At 71.4% G+C, this 17,188-nt stretch carries 15 protein-coding genes; 11 read left to right on the top strand and 4 right to left on the bottom strand.

The features are described from left to right. On the top strand, window positions 1–470 hold a 470-nt coding region (locus TR48_RS01660; RefSeq protein WP_042363989.1), incomplete at its 5' end, for an ROK family protein. 349 nt (window positions 471–819) lie between these two features. Here TR48_RS01660 and TR48_RS01665 read toward each other — a convergent pair. Further along, window positions 820–1,824, bottom strand: a complete 1,005-nt coding sequence (locus TR48_RS01665) for a LacI family DNA-binding transcriptional regulator (protein ID WP_042363990.1) — start codon at window positions 1,822–1,824, stop codon at window positions 820–822. 249 nt (window positions 1,825–2,073) lie between these two features. Between TR48_RS01665 and TR48_RS01670 the strand changes: the two genes are divergently transcribed. From TR48_RS01670 to TR48_RS01690, 5 genes are all read left to right on the top strand, one after another. Further along, window positions 2,074–3,504: an extracellular solute-binding protein gene (locus TR48_RS01670; protein WP_042363991.1), complete on the top strand. Its 1,431-nt coding sequence runs from the start codon at window positions 2,074–2,076 to the stop codon at window positions 3,502–3,504. Window positions 3,505–3,598: 94 nt separating this feature from the next. After that, window positions 3,599–4,543, top strand: a complete 945-nt coding sequence (locus tag TR48_RS01675) for a carbohydrate ABC transporter permease (RefSeq protein WP_042363992.1) — start codon at window positions 3,599–3,601, stop codon at window positions 4,541–4,543. Window position 4,544: 1 nt separating this feature from the next. Next, the gene (locus TR48_RS01680) at window positions 4,545–5,435 is read left to right on the top strand and encodes a carbohydrate ABC transporter permease (protein WP_042363993.1); all 891 of its coding nucleotides are present in this window, start codon (window positions 4,545–4,547) and stop codon (window positions 5,433–5,435) included. A 171-nt stretch (window positions 5,436–5,606) separates the two neighbouring features. Beyond that, window positions 5,607–7,235 (top strand): glycoside hydrolase family 13 protein, encoded by a 1,629-nt coding sequence (locus TR48_RS01685; RefSeq protein WP_042363994.1) that lies wholly within the window; start codon window positions 5,607–5,609, stop codon window positions 7,233–7,235. A 173-nt stretch (window positions 7,236–7,408) separates the two neighbouring features. Continuing rightward, window positions 7,409–9,427 (top strand): glycosyl hydrolase family 28-related protein, encoded by a 2,019-nt coding sequence (locus TR48_RS01690; protein WP_042363995.1) that lies wholly within the window; start codon window positions 7,409–7,411, stop codon window positions 9,425–9,427. Between the two features lie 11 nt (window positions 9,428–9,438). On the opposite strand, the gene TR48_RS01695 is transcribed toward TR48_RS01690, so the two are convergent. Then, window positions 9,439–11,382, bottom strand: a complete 1,944-nt coding sequence (locus tag TR48_RS01695; RefSeq protein WP_042363996.1) for a glycoside hydrolase family 9 protein — start codon at window positions 11,380–11,382, stop codon at window positions 9,439–9,441. Window positions 11,383–11,760: 378 nt separating this feature from the next. Between TR48_RS01695 and TR48_RS01700 the strand changes: the two genes are divergently transcribed. Both TR48_RS01700 and TR48_RS01705 read left to right on the top strand, forming a co-directional pair. Continuing rightward, window positions 11,761–12,969, top strand: a complete 1,209-nt coding sequence (locus tag TR48_RS01700; protein ID WP_042363997.1) for a S53 family peptidase — start codon at window positions 11,761–11,763, stop codon at window positions 12,967–12,969. A 176-nt stretch (window positions 12,970–13,145) separates the two neighbouring features. Beyond that, window positions 13,146–13,832, top strand: coding sequence for a hypothetical protein (locus TR48_RS01705; RefSeq protein WP_042363998.1), 687 nt, complete (start codon window positions 13,146–13,148; stop codon window positions 13,830–13,832). Window positions 13,833–13,881: 49 nt separating this feature from the next. Here the strand turns inward: TR48_RS01705 and TR48_RS01710 are convergent, their stop codons facing one another. Next, complete coding sequence (locus tag TR48_RS01710; RefSeq protein WP_236651983.1) at window positions 13,882–14,688, bottom strand: exodeoxyribonuclease III; 807 nt, start codon at window positions 14,686–14,688, stop codon at window positions 13,882–13,884. Between the two features lie 117 nt (window positions 14,689–14,805). Between TR48_RS01710 and TR48_RS01715 the strand changes: the two genes are divergently transcribed. After that, complete coding sequence (locus TR48_RS01715; RefSeq protein WP_042364000.1) at window positions 14,806–14,997, top strand: hypothetical protein; 192 nt, start codon at window positions 14,806–14,808, stop codon at window positions 14,995–14,997. A gap of 31 nt (window positions 14,998–15,028) precedes the next feature. Here TR48_RS01715 and TR48_RS01720 read toward each other — a convergent pair whose 3' ends face one another. Beyond that, on the bottom strand, window positions 15,029–15,826 hold the full coding sequence (locus TR48_RS01720; protein WP_042364001.1) for a thioesterase family protein: 798 nt from the start codon (window positions 15,824–15,826) through the stop codon (window positions 15,029–15,031). 132 nt (window positions 15,827–15,958) lie between these two features. On the opposite strand from TR48_RS01720, the gene TR48_RS01725 reads away from it, so the two are divergent. Together TR48_RS01725 and TR48_RS01730 are read left to right on the top strand one after the other, a co-directional pair. Then, window positions 15,959–16,237, top strand: a complete 279-nt coding sequence (locus TR48_RS01725) for an isoamylase early set domain-containing protein (RefSeq protein WP_042364002.1) — start codon at window positions 15,959–15,961, stop codon at window positions 16,235–16,237. Window positions 16,238–16,327: 90 nt separating this feature from the next. Beyond that, window positions 16,328–16,978, top strand: a complete 651-nt coding sequence (locus tag TR48_RS01730) for a class I SAM-dependent methyltransferase (protein ID WP_042364003.1) — start codon at window positions 16,328–16,330, stop codon at window positions 16,976–16,978. Window positions 16,979–17,188: the final 210 nt, after the last annotated feature.

Genomic DNA, 17,188 nt, shown 5'->3' on the forward strand with positions numbered 1-17,188 from the left:
AGATCGGCTTCCTGCCGCTCTCGCTGACTTCACCCGATCCCGCCACCGTCGCCGCCGGCCGCCGCGGCGCGCTGGAGGACGCGGTGGCGGCCGACGCCATCGTCCGCACCGCCCGCGAGCTCGGCCTGCGCGACGCCCCGACGGCCAAGGACGTCTTCGACGCCGCGCGCGCGGGCGACCCGCAGGCGCAGGAGGCCGTGGCGCGGGAAGGCGAGCGCCTCGCCCTCGTCGTCGCCGCGGTCACGGCCGTCCTCGACCCCGACCTGGTCGTGCTCGGCGGCGGCGTCGGCCACAGCGCGGACCTCCTCCTCGACCCCGTCCGCGACGCCCTCGCCCGGATGACCCCGCTCCGCCCGGAGGTCGCCCCGAGCACCCTCGGCGACGACGCCGTCCTCCTCGGCGCCATCGCCTCCGCCCTCCGCGCGGCCCAGGCCGCGGTCTTCGAAAGACACGCCACCAGCGCGAGCTGACGGCCCGTGACCGTGCACGCCGCCGTCGACGAGGTCCCGACCCGGGACACGTGGCCGATCTCGGCGGTCCCACCGGTGGCCCGGCGGCTGAGCGGCCGAGTGCCAGGCGTGGAGCCGGCCCGCCGGGAGGCCGCCAAGCTCTTGGCCGCAGCCGCCGCGCCGGCTGTCGCAGGTGACGAGCAGTCTGCCGCCGCACGCGACCGTGCCGGCGGATGGCGTGCATGCATCTCCTGCTCGCGGCACGTGCCGGGAGAGCGGGGAGCCGGTCACGTTACGCGCTGTCGCGAACTTCCAAGGCTTCACCAGGAACTTTCAGGCATGAGCCTACCGAGGTCGGGAGTTCCGGCAGCTACCGGGCTGGGCCGGTTGAGCCGCGGACGACGAGCTCTGGTTCGAACAGGAGCTCCTCCGCCGCCACCGTCGCGCCCTCGATCTGGTTGACCAGGAGCGCGACGGCCGCCCGACCGAGGGCCTCGATCGGCTGACGGACCGTCGTGAGCGGAGGCTCCGTGCAGTTCATGAAGGCCGAGTCGTCGAAGCCCACCACGGAGACGTCGGCCGGGACGGAAAGGCCCGCGCGGCGGGCCGCGCGGATCGCGCCGAGGGCGAGGGGGTCGCTGCCGCAGATGATGCCGGTGACGCCCGCGCGCAGCATGCGACTGGCCGCAGCGTGGCCGCCCTCGAGGGCGAAGAGGGCGTGGGCGATCTGGTCCGGCAGGACCTCGCGGCCCGAGCGCGCGCACTGCGCGGCGAAGGAGGCGAGCTTGCGCTGGGAGGGGATGTGGTCCTCGGGGCCGACGATCATCCCGATGCGTTCGTGGCCGAGCGCGGCGAGGTGGGCGAAGGCCTGCTCGACGGCGACCGTGTCGTCCGTGGAGACCTGCGGGAAGCCCAGGTGTTCGACCGCCGCGTTGAACAGCACGACGGGGATGCCGCGGTCGCGCAGCCGGGTGTAGTGCTCGTGCGGCGCGTCGGCCTCGGCGAAGTGGCCGCCGGCGAAGACGACGCCGGAAACCTGCTGATCGAGCAGCATGTTGACGTAGTCGGCCTCGGAGAGGCCGCCTGCCGTGCGGGTGCACAGGACGGGGGTGAAGCCCCGCTGGGCGAGCGCCCCGCCGACGACCTCGGCGACCGCGGGGAAGATCGGGTTCTGCAGCTCCGGCAGGACCAGGCCGATCAGCCGGGCGCGCTCGCCGCGCAACTGGCTGGGGCGCTCGTAGCCGAGCACGTCGAGCGCGGCCAGGACCGCGTTACGGGTGCCCTCGGAGACGCCGGGACGGCCGTTGAGCACGCGGCTGACCGTGGCTTCGCTGACTCCGACCTTCTGTGCCACCTCGGCGAGTCTGCTCTTCATGACGCAAGAGTAGAGCAGGATTCGGCAAGCGATTGCAAGATTCGGATGGCAACCCGAAAACCTCCAGCTCAGTGCCTGCCTTGAGGCGTCAGACGCCTCCGGCTGCCCTTACCGCGGTCGCGTCATCCTCACGTGCAGTCGTGACTTTTCAATTTTGCGTCGCACTCTTGCGCTCGCTCGTATGACGGCCTACGTTCCTCACACGCCGGCTTTCCCCACCCACCACGTCACTTCGACCATGGGGCACGCATGATGCTGAACAGATCGCGCACGTTCGCCGCCATCGCTCTCGCGGCAGGTTTGTGTCTCGGTACCGCCGCCTGCGGCAGCAGCGGCTCGTCCGGGGGCGGCGGCAACGCCGCCGACGGTGTGGCCGACGGCAAGCCGCTCGACCCGAAGGCCACCGTCACCATCTCCATCGACTGCGCGCCCGGCGCCGACCAGGCGGCGGGCAAGGCCAACTACGCCGACGACCTGGCCCTGTTCAAGGTCAAGTACCCCAACGTCACCGTCGACGCGAAGCCGTACGTGGGCCAGTGCGAGGTGCCGGCGCAGCAGACCGCCGAGTACAAGGCGCATGACGAGACCGGCGCGTACCACGCGTACTTCACCGACCAGGAGCAGACGCTCAACTCCGGTGACGCCGCCGACATCAGCGCCTACGTCAACGACCAGACGGTGCCCGGCTACTCGACCATGCTGCCGAGCGTCAAGCAGAACCTCGGCGCGAACGGCAAGACCTACGCCCTGCCGATCAACTACTACGCCACCGGGCTCGTCTACAACCGCGACCTGTTCAAGAAGGCCGGCCTCAACCCCGACCAGCCGCCGACCACCTGGGACGAGGTGCAGGCCGACGCCAAGAAGATCGCCGCCCTCGGCGGCGGCATCACCGGCTACGAGGACTACAGCGGCGGCAACACCGGCGGCTGGCACTTCACCTCCGAGCTCTACAGCCTCGGCGACCAGATGGTGAACGCGGACGGCACCAAGGCCGCGTTCAACTCCCCGCAGGGCAAGCAGGTCCTGCAGCGCCTGCACGACATGCGCTTCGTCGACCACAGCATCGGCGCCACGCCGGTCACCCAGTGGGCCGACGCCTTCCCGCCGTTGGCCACCGGCAAGGTCGGCATGTTCATCGGCGCCCCGGACGTGGTCAAGCACCTGATCGAGGTGCTCGGCGCGGACAAGAACGCCTTCGGCCTCGGCCCCATGCCCGGCGCCACCGGCCCCGGCAACAGCCTCGGCGGCGGCGACCTCTACTACTTCAAGAAGGGCCAGACCCCGAACCAGATCAAGGCCGAGATCGCCTGGATCGACTTCGAGTACCTGACGCCCGACGCGGGCCAGTTCAACTTCTCCCGGGCCGCGACCCTCGCCGCCTCCAGCAAGGACCCGGTGGCGATCTCCATCCCCGAGCCCTACTTCTGGGCGTCGAACTCGCCGCAGATCAACCAGATCACGTCCTCGCTCAAGACCAACGGCAACCTGCCGCTGTCCAACTACGACCCCTACGTCAGCAAGCCGACCAGCAGCGTCAACGAGCCTCCGGCGGCGCAGCAGCTGTACAAGGTCCTGGACACGGCGATGTCGGCGGCGATGACCGACCCCAACGCCAACCTGGACCAGGTGCTGTCCACCGCCGAGACCCAGGCCAATCAGATTCTTGCGAATCAGTGACGTCTGGCCAACCAGTGACGTGTCGTCCGGCCGGACCGCCTCCCAACCCCGCTGCGGTCCGGCCGGACGGCCGACACCTTGACGAGGAGTCACCATGGCAGTCACGCTGACACGCGGCCCCGCCCGCGTCGACGCGACGGGCGCCGGCCCGCACGACCGGCTCGCGGCGCTGCGCCGCTCGCTGGTGCGGAATCTGCGCGCCCACGCCTTCCTGATCGGCGCGCTGCTCTGCTTCGTGCTGTTCACCTGGTACCCGATGATCCGCGAGATCGTGATGTCGTTCCAGCGGGTCCACTACGGCGAGACCCAGTGGGTCGGCCTCGCCAACTACCGGCAGATCACCGCGGACCCGGAGTTCTGGTCGGCCTGGCGCAACACGCTGGAGTTCACCGGCATCGCCCTGTTCTTCGGCTTCGCGGCGCCCTTCGTGGCCGCGATCGTCATCAACGAGTTCCGCCACGCCCAGGGCTATCTGCGGGTCCTGGTCTACCTCCCGGTGATGCTGCCCCCGGTAGCCGGCATCCTGCTGTTCAAGTACTTCATGGACCCCGGGTACGGTCTGTTCAACCAGATCCTGCACGCGGTGCACCTGCCCACCTCCTCGTGGTTGGCGTCGAGGAGCACCGCGATGCCCTCGCTGGTGCTCGCCTCGACCTGGGGCAACATGGGCAGCGCCACCCTGGTCTACCTCGCCGCCCTGCAGGGCATCCCCGGCGAGCTCTACGAGGCCGCCGAACTGGACGGCGCCAACCTGCTGCAGCGGATCTGGCACGTCACCGTGCCGCAGACCCGGCTGATCCTCTCGCTGATGCTGATGCTGCAGGTGGTCGCCACCATGCAGATGTTCACCGAGTCCTTCGTCCTCACCGGCGGCGGTCCCGAGGGCTCGACCACGACGGTGGTCTACCTGCTCTACAACTACGCGTTCAACTACGACAAGTTCAACACCGCGGCGGCCCTGGGCGTGATCATGCTGCTGGTGCTGGGCTGCTTCTCGGCGCTCTACCTGTGGCTGGAGCGCCGCGGACGGGAGGAGTGACATGACGACCGCGGCCCACTCCGGCGCCACCCGCACGCTGGTCTCCCCGGTCCGGCTGGCCCAGCCGCGCGGACGGCTTCTCTACCGGCTCACGCTCGCACTGGTGCTGCTGGTCACCACCGTCGCCTTCGTCGGCCCGCTGTACTGGATGGCGACCGGCGGCTTCAAGTCCTCCCAGGAGCTGGTGCGCACCCCGCCGACGCTGTTCCCGACCCACCCCGCCACGCACGCTTTCACCGAGGCCTGGTCGCGGCTCGGCATGGGCGGGCTGCTGCTCAACACCGTCGTCTACGCCGGCGGGGCGCTGCTGTTCCAACTGCTCTTCGACGTCGCCGCCGCCTACGCGCTGTCCAAGTTGCGTCCCGTGCTCGGCAACGTGATCCTCGGCATGATGCTGGCCTCGATGATGATCCCGGCCGCCGCGCTGGTCATCCCGCAGTACCTGACCGTGCTCGACCTTCCGCTGGTCCACTGGAATCTGCAGGACACCCCGTGGGTGATCTGGCTGCCCACGGTGGCCAACGCCTTCAACATCTTCCTGCTGAAGCGGTTCTTCGACTCGATCCCGAACGAGCTCCTCGACGCGGCGGCCATCGACGGCGCCGGTCCGCTGCGCGTGCTGTGGTCCGTGGTGCTGCCGCTGTCGCGGCCTATCCTCGGCGTCGTCTCCATCTTCGGCGTGGTCGCGGTCTGGAAGGACTTCCTCTGGCCGCTGATCACCGTTCCCTCGCACGAGACGCTCAACGTCGGCGTCAACACCGCGGCGACCTCCATGCCGGAGAACTCGCTGATCGCCGGGCTGTTCCTGGCGTCGATCCCGACCATCGCGCTGTTCCTGGTCTTCCAGCGCAACATCATGGCCGGTCTCACCGCAGGCGGCCTCAAGGGCTAGGCCCTGTCCGCCGGACAGGGCGCAGGCCCGGCAGGGCCCGTGGCCCGTGGGCCGTCCGACGCGATCCCCGTCGTCCCGGCCCGTCGGCCGCCCTGACCGGGGGCGGGCCGGGACGACGGCTCCCCCTCACCGACGACGTCATCTCGATGACTTCCAGAAAGCAGGTTCGTCGTGCCCGAAACCGGAGAGCGCGAGCTCCCGTGGTGGCGGAACGCCGCGATCTACCAGATCTACCCCCGCAGCTTCGCCGACGGCGACGGCGACGGGGTGGGCGACCTGGCCGGACTGCGCGCGCGCCTGCCCTACCTGGCCGAGCTCGGCGTCGACGCGATCTGGATCAACCCCTGGTACGCCTCGCCGCAGGCCGACGCCGGCTACGACGTCGCCGACTACCGCGCCATCGACCCGCTGTTCGGCAGCCTGGCCGACGCGGAGGAGCTGATCCGGCAGGCGCACGCGCTCGGCATCCGCGTCGTCATCGACATCGTGCCGAACCACACCAGCGACCAGAACCCGTGGTTCCAGGCCGCGTTGGCGGCAGGACCGGGCTCACCGGAACGCGCGCGCTTCTGGTTCCGGCCTGGCCGGGGCAAGGACGGGGAGCTGCCGCCGACCGAGTGGCAGGGTTTCTTCGGCGGCCCGACCTGGACCCGGGTCACCGAGCCCGACGGCACCCCGGGGGAGTGGTACCTGCACCTGTTCGCCCCCGAGCAGCCCGACTTCAACTGGGAGCACGGGGACGTCCGAGCGGAGTTCGAGAGCGTGCTGCGCTTCTGGTTCGACCGCGGCGCGGACGGCTTCCGCATCGACTCCGCCGCGCTGCTGGTGAAGGACGCGCGCCTCCCCGTGAGCGACCCCGAGGAGCGCGCCTTCACCGACCGCGAGGAGGTCCACGAGGTCTACCGCGCGTGGCGGCGCGTCGCCGAGTCCTACGGGGGTGGGCTCGTCCTCATCGGCGAGGTCTGGCTGCCGGACGCCGCCCGAATGGCGCGCTACCTGCGTCCCGACGAGATGCACACCGTCTTCAACTTCCCCTATCTGGAGTGCGCCTGGGAGGCGGACCGGCTGCGCGGGGTCATCGACGACACCTTGCGCTTCCATCGCGAGGCCGGCGCGCCGCCCACCTGGGTGCTGTCCAACCACGACGTCGACCGCGTGGTCACCCGGTACGGGCGTGAGGACACCTCGTTCGCGATCTACGCCCGGCAGCACGGCCGCCCCGTGGACCTCGCCCGCGGCACGCGTCGCGCCCGGGCCGCGGCTCTGCTGACGCAGGCGCTGCCCGGCGCGGTCTACGTCTACCAGGGCGAGGAGCTCGGCCTGTGGGAGGTCGAGGACATCCCCGACGACCTGCGGCAGGACCCGATGTGGGAGCGGAAGGGCCGCAACCCGGAGGACCCCGGGCGGGACGGCTGCCGCGTCCCGCTGCCCTGGTCCGGCAGCGAGCCGCCCTTCGGCTTCTCACCGTCCGGCGCGGCTCAGACACCGTGGCTCCCGCAGCCGGAGGCGTGGAAGGAGTACACGGTCGAGGCGCAGGCCGCCGACGCGGGGTCGATGCTGGCCCTCTACCGGCAGGCGCTGCGGCTGCGACGCGAGCTGGGCGACGCCGGGTTCGAGTGGCTGGAAGGAACACCGCCGGGGGTGCTGGCCTTCCGGAGGGGAGAGGGCTTCGCCTGCGTGGTGAACCTCTCGGCCGAGGCCGTCGCCCTCCCCTTCGCCGGAACCGTGCTGCTGGCCAGCGACGAGCTGCACGGTCAGTCTGTGCTGCCTGCTGATACGGCGGCCTGGCTGCGCACGTGAGCAACCCCATGGGGGCGCGAGGGACTGCGCGACGAGCCACCCGCACACGTAGTGGCCCGAACGTGCAGGGCCATCGCATGTCGATGGTTGCTCGCGTCCACGCGGCGGAGCCGCAAACCGGAACAGCCTCGCGCCCCTGAAGGTCCTTCCCGTCTGCCAAAAGGAGCCGCTCGATGTCCCACAGAAAGAGACAACTCTCCCTCGCCATCGCCGTCGGCATGCTCGCCGCCGTCGGAGGGACCGGTGCCGCGCATGCGAGTGCGCGTGGGCCGGAGCCCGTGGTGACGCGGGCCGGGGTCGACCCGTCACTGCTGCGGGGGCGCGGAGCGAACCTCGGGTTCGCCGGGCAGAACGCGTTCGACGCGCGGACCGACGGGACGGTGATCGGGCCTGACACGACGCCCTACACCCTCGCGTCCGAGGCCACCGGCCGCAAGGCCGTCTCGCTGAGGCCGGGGCAGTACGTCGACGTCACCCTGCCCGCCGACACCAACGCGATCACCGTCCGCTACAGCATCCCCGACGCGCCGCACGGCGGCGGTATCACCGCCCCGCTCGACGTCAGCGTCGACGGGCACGGCCGGCGGACGATGTCGCTGACCTCCCAGTACGCCTGGCTCTACAACGAGTACCCGTTCAGCAACGACCCCGACGCCGGTCCGCTGACCCCGGACTGGTGGACCACCGAGTGCGACTGCGTGCCGGACCAGACGACGCCCCCGCCGGTCTTCCCGACGCCGTTCCGGCCGAGCCACTTCTACGACGAGCAGCGCCTGCTGCTCGACCACACCTACCACGCGGGGCAGGTGATCCGGCTCGCCGTCCCGGCGGGGAGCCCGGCGGCGACCACCACGATCGACGTGCTGGACACACAGCGCGTCGCGCCGCCGCTGCGCGCGCCCCGCAACGCCCTCGACGTGCGGGACTTCGGCGCGGACCCGACCGGCGTGAAGGACTCCGCCGACGCCTTCGACGCGGCGGTCGCAGCCGCGCGGCGCAGTGGGCGGACGGTGTGGGCGCCGCCGGGAACGTACCAGGTGAACCGGCACATCATCGTCGACCACGTGACGATCCAGGGCGCGGGCAACTGGTACACCGTCATCAAGGGCCACCAGGTGACGCTGTCGTCCCCGGCACCGGACGGCTCCATCCACACCGGAGTGGGCTTCTACGGCAAGGACGCCTCCGCGGGCGGCAGTCACGACGTGCACCTGCGGGACTTCGCCATCGAGGGCGACGTGCGGGAGCGGATCGACACCGACCAGGTCAACGGCGTCGGCGGCGCGCTCAGCGACTCCTCGATCGAGGGGCTCTACATCCAGCACACCAAGGTCGGCGTCTGGCTGGACGGGCCGATGGACGACCTGCGGATCACCGGCAACCAGATCGCCGACCAGATCGCCGACGGGATCAACTTCCACGGCGGGGTGACGAACTCGCTGATCGCGGACAACTTCGTGCGCAACACCGGCGACGACGGGATCGCGCTGTGGTCCGCGCCCGCGGCGGACGCGCACGACGTCGTCGCGCACAACACCGTGCAGACACCGGTGCTGGCCAACGGTATCGCCCTGTACGGCGGTTCGGACCTGACGGTGGCGGGCAACCTGGTCGCCGACCCGATCCGGGAGGGCAGCGCGATCCAACTCGGCACCCGCTTCGGCGCGGTGCCGTTCGCGGGCCGGATCTCCGTCGCGGACAACACCACCGTCCGGGCCGGGACCTTCGAGCTCAACTGGAAGATCGGGCTGGGCGCGATCTGGCTCTACGCCCTGGAGCACAGCATCGACGCGGACGTCCAGGTGACCGGCGACGACTTCCTGGACAACACCTACGACGCGATCATGCTGGTCTCCGACTACGGCGTGAAGGACCAGTACAGCATCAGCAACGTGCACTTCAGTCACATCCGCGTCGACGGCACCGGCACGGACGTGGTGAGCGCCCGCGCTGCGGGCGGCGCCACATTCCAGGACGTGGTCGCCCGCAACGTGGGCGCCGTCGGGGTGAACAACTGCGGGTCGTTCCACTTCACGCCCGCCGGTTCCGAGTTCACCCTCACCGACCTGGGCGGCAACACCGGTGGCGGGACCACCGGCGCCTGGCTCGCCCCCTGGGAACTGCCGAACACGATCACGTGCGACGACCGCCCCGCGGTCGTCCCCCCGCCCGCGCCGAGCCCCTGGAACTGACGCGGCGGAGCTCACCGAGCGGCGACCGACTCCTGGAGCGCCGCGCCGAGGACGGCCGAGCCGGTCATGTCGAGGGCCGGCTCGTCCGTCTGCCAGGAGCGGACGTCGTCGGAGAAGCGGCTGTCGTGGCCGGTGAAGGCGTTGAAGGGGTCGGCCCCGCCGGGCGGGCAGGCGACCATGCCGACCTGGTAGTCGCCCAGACCGCCGGTGAAGTTGCTCGGGTTGTTGGGCCCGTTGACGACCGCGCCGACGTCGACCGGGCCCTTGCCGTCGGTACTGCCGGAGAGGTTGGCGACCTGGTGCTGCGTGCAGTCGGGGAACGTGCTGCCCTCGCCGACCATGAAGCTGGTGCCCCAGGCGTTCGCGCCGAGCAGCCAGTCGCGCTGCTCGGTGGCGAAGGCGTCGTACGAGGCGTCCCCGGCGGCCTGCCGGTACAGGGCCTCGGTGGTGAGGAAGCCGAAGGTGTGCGCGTCGACGTCGAAATCGGTGGAGTCGCCGCCGGCGTGGAAGACGTCCTTGCCCGCCCTGGTGGCGCCGGTCTGGACCTGGCGCTTCAGGTCGGCCTTGAGTGCGGCCGGGGTGACGGCGAGGCCGGACGGCGTCCCGGCCGCGGCGATGGCCTTCAGAAGGTCGGCGTGGGCGAGGGCGGAGGTGTCGTAGAGGTTGAAGGTGTCGCCGGTGTCGCTCGCGAGGTAGTCCTTGGCCCAGGTGGCGCCCTGGGCGAGGTACGTCGACGCGCTCCGGCCCAGCGCCTGCGCGGCGAGCGCGATCTCGGCGGCCCCGAGCTCCATGTCGTCGTGCCAGGTGGACTCGGGGTAGTAGGCGTTCGGCAGCGCGGTGGTGAGCGTCTTCGGCGGGTTCGCCGTGTTCGCCTGCGCGTACAGCGAGGTCGCCGCCTGGTACTCGGCGGCGGCCTGGGCCGGGTCGCTCCTGGCGTCCACCTGGGCGGCCAGCGCGAAGGCGGCGCTGACGCGGCCGACGACGTTGGGGCTGATCGGCTTGCCGGGCGCGGCGGCCTCGAAGACGGGCCGGTGGGCGGCGGCGTAGCGGTCGGCCGTGGCGGTGTCGCCGTCGTCCTGCTGCGGCAGCCGCCACAGGTCGTGGTCGCCGTGGAAGGTGCCGGCCGCGTTGCCGGAGCCGATGCCCACCTGGAGGTAGAGCGTTTTGGTGCGCTGGTCCCACATCCGGTTCAGCCACTGCTCGCCGAAGTGGGCCTCGGCGGCGAGCGAGGCGGGCGCGGCGGAGCCGAGGGCGCGCTGGGAGGCGAACAGCAGGGTGTCGCCGAAGGCGGCGGTGTGCGTGAACTTGAGGAAGTCGCCCGCGTCGAACCAGCCGCCGGAGACGTCGACCGGGCCGGCGATCTGCTTCAGGTCGCTGTCGGTGATGGTGTCCGAGCCGCCCGCGGCGAAGTCCGGCCAGGCGTAGACGTCGGCGTGGGCGTCGTTCAGGTGGGACGGCTGACGCTCGAGCGCGCCGGGCAGGACGGCCGCGCCGTCGCGCTGGTTCTGGAAGAAGCTGACGCCGTCGGTGACGAGCTTGCCGTAGAGCGCGGCGGGAGCCTCGACCCGGAAGGACGGGGAGGTCGCCTTCGCGCCGCCGTTGACCGTGAGGTGGTAGGTGCCCGGGGTCGCCAGGCCCGAGAAGGTGATCGGGTACACGTCCGGGTAGGCCTTGTTCCACGAGCCCCGGCTGGTGCTGCCGACGGTGCCGCTGAGCACCGTCGTGCCCGCCGAGTCGACGACGTGGAAGGTGACCGAGGAGGCCGCCGCGCCGGTCATCAGGTAGGCCTGCTTGGCCTCGCCGGAGAGGAAACCGGCCTGGTCGACACGGAGCAGGGCGGCGGTCGCGGCGTCGGCGGCGGGCGCGCCGACCCCGAGCGGCACGGCGGCGACGGCGGTGCTGACGACCAGCGCCGCGAGTGCGGTGGTGCGGCGACGCCTGCGGGGGTGGGGCATCGACGGCTCCTCTGGCTCGGGAATTCTGGTTAGGAAGCTTTCCTATCGCCGCCGACGGTAGGGCGGTCTCTGACGAACGGTCAAGGGTCTTGGCTGTTCGGGCGGCCGGCCTGCGTGCGATTCCGATGGTTCGTCAGGGTTGCTGCGGATTCGATGTGAAGTTACGCGCGGAGCTTTGTTGCGGGCCGGTAAACGTGAATTTCATTCGCCGGCCATCCCTTGTCAGTCCCCAGACACCATCGCTAGCGTTCTCGCCAACTGACACCCCTTAAGAGGGTGTTCAGAGGTTCCTCGCTACGTCATTTCGTTCGCGCAGGTGGCACGCCCCTCGTGCAGACCTGCTCGAACGGGCCCGAACTCCCCACTGGAGGCTGTACGTTGCGCACCTCGTCGATATCCGCCGCGGCCACCGTCGTCGCTCTCGGCGTCTCGGCCCTCCTGGCCGCCGCGCCCGCCCAGGCCGCCCCCACCCACGCCGCGTCCTGGACCCGCTCGTGTGCCGTCGACCTGACGCCCGGTCATGTCTTCTGCAACGCGCTGCACGTCATCAGCACTGCCGAGCACGTTCGTGCCACGGGTGTCACCCCCAATGCCACTCCGTCCGGCTACGGCCCCTCGGACCTGCGCTCCGCGTACAACATCGCGGCCAACGGCGGTGCGGGACAGACGGTGGCGATCGTCGACGCCTACAACGACCCGAACGCGGCCGCCGACCTCGCGGTCTACCGCTCGCAGTTCGGGCTGCCGGCCTGCACCACCGCCAGCGGCTGCCTGAAGATCGTCAGCCAGACCGGCAGCAGCACCCTGCCGAGCAGCAACTCCGGCTGGGCGGGCGAGATCTCGCTCGATCTGGACATGGTCTCGGCGATCGCGCCCAACGCCCACATCATCCTGGTCGAGGCCAAGACCGCGTCGATGACCAACCTGGGCACCGCCGTCAACGAGGCGGCCAAGCTCGGCGCGACGGAGATCTCCAACAGCTACGGCGGCTCCGAGTCCTCCGCCGACACCTCCTACGACTCCACCTACTTCAACCACCCGGGCATCGTCATCACCGCCTCCTCCGGCGACGGCGGCTACGGCGTGGAGTACCCGGCGGCCTCCCCGAACGTCACCGCGGTCGGCGGCACCTCGCTCAGCAAGGCCTCCAACACCCGCGGCTGGAGCGAGAGCGTCTGGTCCACCAGCTCCACCGAGGGCGCCGGCTCCGGCTGCTCCGCCTACGAGCCCAAGCCCACCTGGCAGAAGGACACCGGCTGCGCCAAGCGCACCGTCGCCGACGTCTCCGCCGTCGCCGACCCCGCCACCGGCGTCGCCGTCTACCAGACCTACGGCGCCTCCGGCTGGAGCGTCTACGGCGGCACCTCCGTCGCCGCCCCCCTCATCGCCGGCGTCTACGCCGACGCCGGCGCGCACAGCACCTCGATCCCCGCCGCGAACCTCTACTCGCACACCACCTCGCTCAACGACGTCACCACCGGCAAGACCGCCAGCTGCTCCCCGGCCTACCTCTGCACCGCGGAGACCGGCTACGACGGCCCGACCGGCCTCGGCACCCCCAACGGCCTGACCGCCTTCACCGGCTGACGCCGAACTTCCCCCACGGGCGCCCGGCCACCCTCGCGGTGGTCGGGCGTTCGGCGTGCCGGCCTGGGGAAACCTGTTCGTTCGATTGACATGCCGTCACTCTGCGCGTATGACCGTTGCAGGGCGTCACGAAAGCGGAGTGATGCCCGCCGTCACCGGTCCAGGGGGTGTGACGCATGACGACTGTCGAGACGGCCGTCCCAACCGACCAGGACACCACCACCGTCAAACGCCTGCGGCTCGGGGTCGGGATCGTGGGCATCGCCCTGCCGATCGTGCTGCCCCTGGGCAACAGCATCATCTCCGCGCATCTGGGCCTGCTGGCCTCGCTGAGCGGTTCGTACTACACCCACATGCGCAACGTCTTCGTCGGCGGCCTCTGGGCCATCGGCGTGATCCTGCTCTGCTACCGCCACAACCGCCGTGAGGACGTGTGGAGTTCGGTGGCGGGCTTGTTCGCCGTGGTGGTCGCGATGTGCCCGATGCAACCGCCGGCCTCGGTCGTGGTCCACCCGTCCACGACGCAGAAGGTGCTGGGCGACGTCCACATCGTGTCCGCCGTGATCGTCTTCGCGGCGCTCGCGGTCTTCTGCCTCCGTCTCTTCCGCGACGCGTCCGAGCCCGACGGCCCGTTGCGCCGCCGGATCTACCTGGTCTGCGGGACCGTCATCGCACTGTGCATCGCGGGCATGCTCTTCGCCGACCTGCTCCACTTCACCGGCACGGGCGGGCTGACGCCGGTCTTCGCCGGGGAGTCCGTCTCGGTCTTCGCCTTCGGTGCGGCGTGGTTCGTCAAGAGCGACGCGATCGCGGACCTGGCCCGGGCTGCCGGCCGCCCGGCCGTGGCCGCGGCCTGGCGCTGAGCCGTCGGCGCTCTGCCGGTGGGCGTCGGCGCCGGGAACCGGGAGCCCGTCAGGAGACCGGCGGGTTCCAGTCGAAGGTGACCGTCACCGGGGCGTGGTCGCTCCACCGCTCCGGGTGGGTTGCGGCGCGCTCCACGACGCCGCTGGTTGCGCGGGCGGCCAGGCCGGGCGTGGTGACGACGTAGTCGATGCGCCAGCCGCTGTCCTGGTCGAACGCGCGGCCGCGGTAGGACCACCACGAGTACGGGCCGGTGACGTCCGGGTGCAGGCTGCGGACGGTGTCGACGTAGCCCAGCTCGTCGAACACGCGGCTGAGCCAGGCCCGCTCCTCGGGGAGGAAGCCGGCGTTCTTCTGGTTGGCCTTCCAGTTCTTCAGGTCGGCCTCGCGATGGGCGATGTTCCAGTCGCCGCAGACCACGACCTCGCGGCCCTGCTCGGCGGCCCGCGCGCGCAGGGCCTTCAGGTGGTCGAGGAACTCGCTCATGAAGCGTTCCTTCTCGTCCTGGCGCGGGGTGCCGACCTCGCCCGAGGGGAGGTAGAGGCTGGCGACGGTGATGCCCGGCAGGTCGATCTCCGCGTAGCGGCCGGAGCGGTCGAACTCGTCCGATCCGAAGCCGATCTTCATGCGGTCCGGCTCGCGCCGCGACAGCACCGCGACGCCCGCTCGGCCCTTGGCCGTCGTCGAGGGCGCCCACAGCACGTGCCAGCCGGCCGGCTCGGCGACCTCGGCCAGGAGTTGCGCGGGCTCGGCGCGCACCTCCTGCAGGCAGACGACGTCCGCCGCGGTGTTCGCGAGCCACTCGACGTAGCCCTTGCCCGAAGCGGCGCGCAGGCCGTTGACGTTGACGGTGGTGATGATCACCTGGAAGCTCATTCCTCACGGGTCGGGTCCAGGCGGTCGCACCGGCGACGCGCCCGCCCCACCTTACGACGCGCCGCAGCCGGGGCCCGCCCCACCCGATACGCTCCGGTCATGACCTCGAGCCCCGACGACTACGACAGCACCAACTGCGTCTGGTGCGGGGCCGCCGTCCACCTCGGCCCGGAGGGCGGCTACGTCTGCGGGCAGTGCACCTACACCGTGACTCCGCCCGGCTACGAGAAGCGGGCCGCCGCGGAGCGCGCGCAGATCGGCGTGCGCCGGCACGCGAAGCGCCCCGGCTGAGGCGGCCCCCGCCGTTCGCGCCGGGCCGGCCTCAGCGCGCCGCGATGAACAGGCTCTGCGCGGAGCGCCCGATGACGCCCTTCTCGTCCAGCAGCAGGGTGTCCGCGAGCCCGATGCCCGCCTGGTCCACGCTGGTGCGCGCGTCGAGGCCGACCCACTCGCCCACCGGAGGCCGCCGGAGGTGGACCGTCAGGTCGGGGTTGACATAGGTGTGGCGGTGGAAGTCCAGGGCGCCCGAGATGCCGTTGCCGGAGTCGGCGGCGATCAGCACCCGGGACAGCCCCGAGGTCTCCTCGTCCGCGACCAGCGGGATCCGCATCCGGAACCAGGCGGCCGCCGGACCCCGCTCGGTGGCCGAGCCGCGCGCGAAGCGCATCTCCATCGCGGTGTGGTAGCCCTCGTCCCACGGCATCGGGAAGATCTGTGCGGTGGACTGCTCGGGGCCGGGCAGGGTCAGCGGTGACTCGATCGTGGGCAGGTCGGCGAGCTCGGCGGGCTCCCCGACGCGGATCCGCAGTGCGTGCGCGCGCACGGCCGTCCTGCCCTCGGCGGTGCGCAGTTCGGCGTCGACGCGCTCGACGCTGCGGCCGGCCTCGGCCTCCCGCACGATGACGCTGACCTCGCCCAGCGGCACCGGCCGCAGGATCTCGAAGGTCATCCGCACGACGCGGAAGCCCTCGCGGGAGCCCTCGCGCCGCTCGACGGCGCGGCCGAGCAGCGCGGCCGGGGGACCGGCGTGCTGGCTGTCGGGGGACCACGGCCCGCGGGACGCGGCGGTGGCGGCGAAGCGGTTGTCGCCGAGGGGCAGGAAGAACGCGCTGGCGGTCATTACCGAAGGGTAATCATCGGGCGGGGTCCGGCGGGAGACCGGGGCCGCCTTTCACCCGGGCGCGGCATCGGCCATGCTGGTGCGCGGCGCACGGGAATCCGTGCGGAGGGAGCGGTAGGGGAGGGCGACGCGATGCTCACGCGGACGCGACTGTTCGGCGGCAAGACCCGGGTGACGTTCCGGCTGCCCGCTCAGGTTCCGACGGGGACGGTGAGCGTGGTCGGCGACTTCAACGGCTGGCAGCCCGGCACCGCCGAGCTGGTCCAACGACGGGACGGCACCCGCACGGTGACCATCTCCTTCCCTCCGGGGGAGCACCGCTTCCGCTACCTCGCCACCGGCGGCGTCTGGTTCGACGACGAGGCGGCGGACCGGATCGACCCGCAGGGCAGCCTGATCCGCCTCGAGTAGGCGAATACGACGAAACGGGCAAGGCGAAACGGGCAAGAGGCGGCGTATTGTCGTCGCACCAGACGCGACAGAGGAAACCGGTGACCGCCCATGGCTGCTCAGGAGGCCGTCCGCCATCCCGTCTTCGCCCGGCTCTGGTCGAAGGCCATCGGCCCCGCACTGGAGCGCGCGGGCGTCACCGAGCACCGCAGGCGGCTGCTGGCCGGGCTGTCCGGTGAGGTCGTGGAGGTGGGCGCGGGCAACGGGCTGAACTTCGCCCACTACCCGCCCGAGGTCACCCGGGTCCTCGCAGTCGAGCCCGAGCCCGACCTGCGTGCCCTCGCCGAGGAGGCGGCCGGCGCCGCCCCGGTGCCGGTCGAGGTGGTGGCGGGGCGGGCCGAGCGGGTGCCGGCGGCGGAGGAGTCGTTCGACGCGGCCGTCGTCTGCCTGACGCTCTGCTCGGTCGCGAACCAGCACGCGGCCCTGACCGACCTGTGGCGGGTGCTGCGACCCGGTGGCGAGCTGCGGTTCTTCGAGCACGTGCAGGCGGAGTCGCCGCGGATGCGTCAGGTCCAGCGGGCCGTCGACGCCACGTTCTGGCCGCTGCTCGCCGGCGGCTGCCACACCGGCCGCGACACCCGCTCGGCCATCGAGGCGGCCGGATTCACCATCACCGGGCTGGACGCGTTCCCCTTCCCGGAGACGCGCGTCCCCTCGCCCTCCGCCTCGCACATCCTGGGCACGGCCGTACGCGGACGCTGACGCGGCGCCGCGCCCACCATGCTCGGGACGACGCCGTTCACCGCGATCAGCACGTGAACAGGCCCGGCATACAGGTACGCGCAGTGGCTGCCGCCGCCGGAGTCCTGCACGGCGCTGCCGAAGCTGCAGCCGAAGACCGGCAGCATCACGAGCGGCGCGGCCGGCCCCCGAACGGCCGATCGGCAACTCGATGGCGCTCACCCCGCCGCC

The sequence above is a fragment of the Streptacidiphilus neutrinimicus genome (genome assembly GCF_000787815.1).
Lineage (GTDB): Bacteria > Actinomycetota > Actinomycetes > Streptomycetales > Streptomycetaceae > Streptacidiphilus > Streptacidiphilus neutrinimicus.

Bases quoted from the DNA above. Each gene is read 5' to 3' on its own strand.
- TR48_RS01680 (WP_042363993.1), top strand. From the start codon at position 4,545: ATGACGACCGCGGCCCACTCCGGCGCCACCCGCACGCTGGTCTCCCCG.
- TR48_RS01675 (WP_042363992.1), top strand. From the start codon at position 3,599: ATGGCAGTCACGCTGACACGCGGCCCCGCCCGCGTCGACGCGACGGGC.
- TR48_RS01725 (WP_042364002.1), top strand. From the start codon at position 15,959: ATGCTCACGCGGACGCGACTGTTCGGCGGCAAGACCCGGGTGACGTTC.
- TR48_RS01665 (WP_042363990.1), bottom strand. From the start codon at position 1,824: ATGAAGAGCAGACTCGCCGAGGTGGCACAGAAGGTCGGAGTCAGCGAA.
- TR48_RS01715 (WP_042364000.1), top strand. From the start codon at position 14,806: ATGACCTCGAGCCCCGACGACTACGACAGCACCAACTGCGTCTGGTGC.
- TR48_RS01730 (WP_042364003.1), top strand. From the start codon at position 16,328: ATGGCTGCTCAGGAGGCCGTCCGCCATCCCGTCTTCGCCCGGCTCTGG.
- TR48_RS01705 (WP_042363998.1), top strand. From the start codon at position 13,146: ATGACGACTGTCGAGACGGCCGTCCCAACCGACCAGGACACCACCACC.
- TR48_RS01720 (WP_042364001.1), bottom strand. From the start codon at position 15,826: ATGACCGCCAGCGCGTTCTTCCTGCCCCTCGGCGACAACCGCTTCGCC.
- TR48_RS01690 (WP_042363995.1), top strand. From the start codon at position 7,409: ATGTCCCACAGAAAGAGACAACTCTCCCTCGCCATCGCCGTCGGCATG.
- TR48_RS01670 (WP_042363991.1), top strand. From the start codon at position 2,074: ATGATGCTGAACAGATCGCGCACGTTCGCCGCCATCGCTCTCGCGGCA.
- TR48_RS01695 (WP_042363996.1), bottom strand. From the start codon at position 11,382: ATGCCCCACCCCCGCAGGCGTCGCCGCACCACCGCACTCGCGGCGCTG.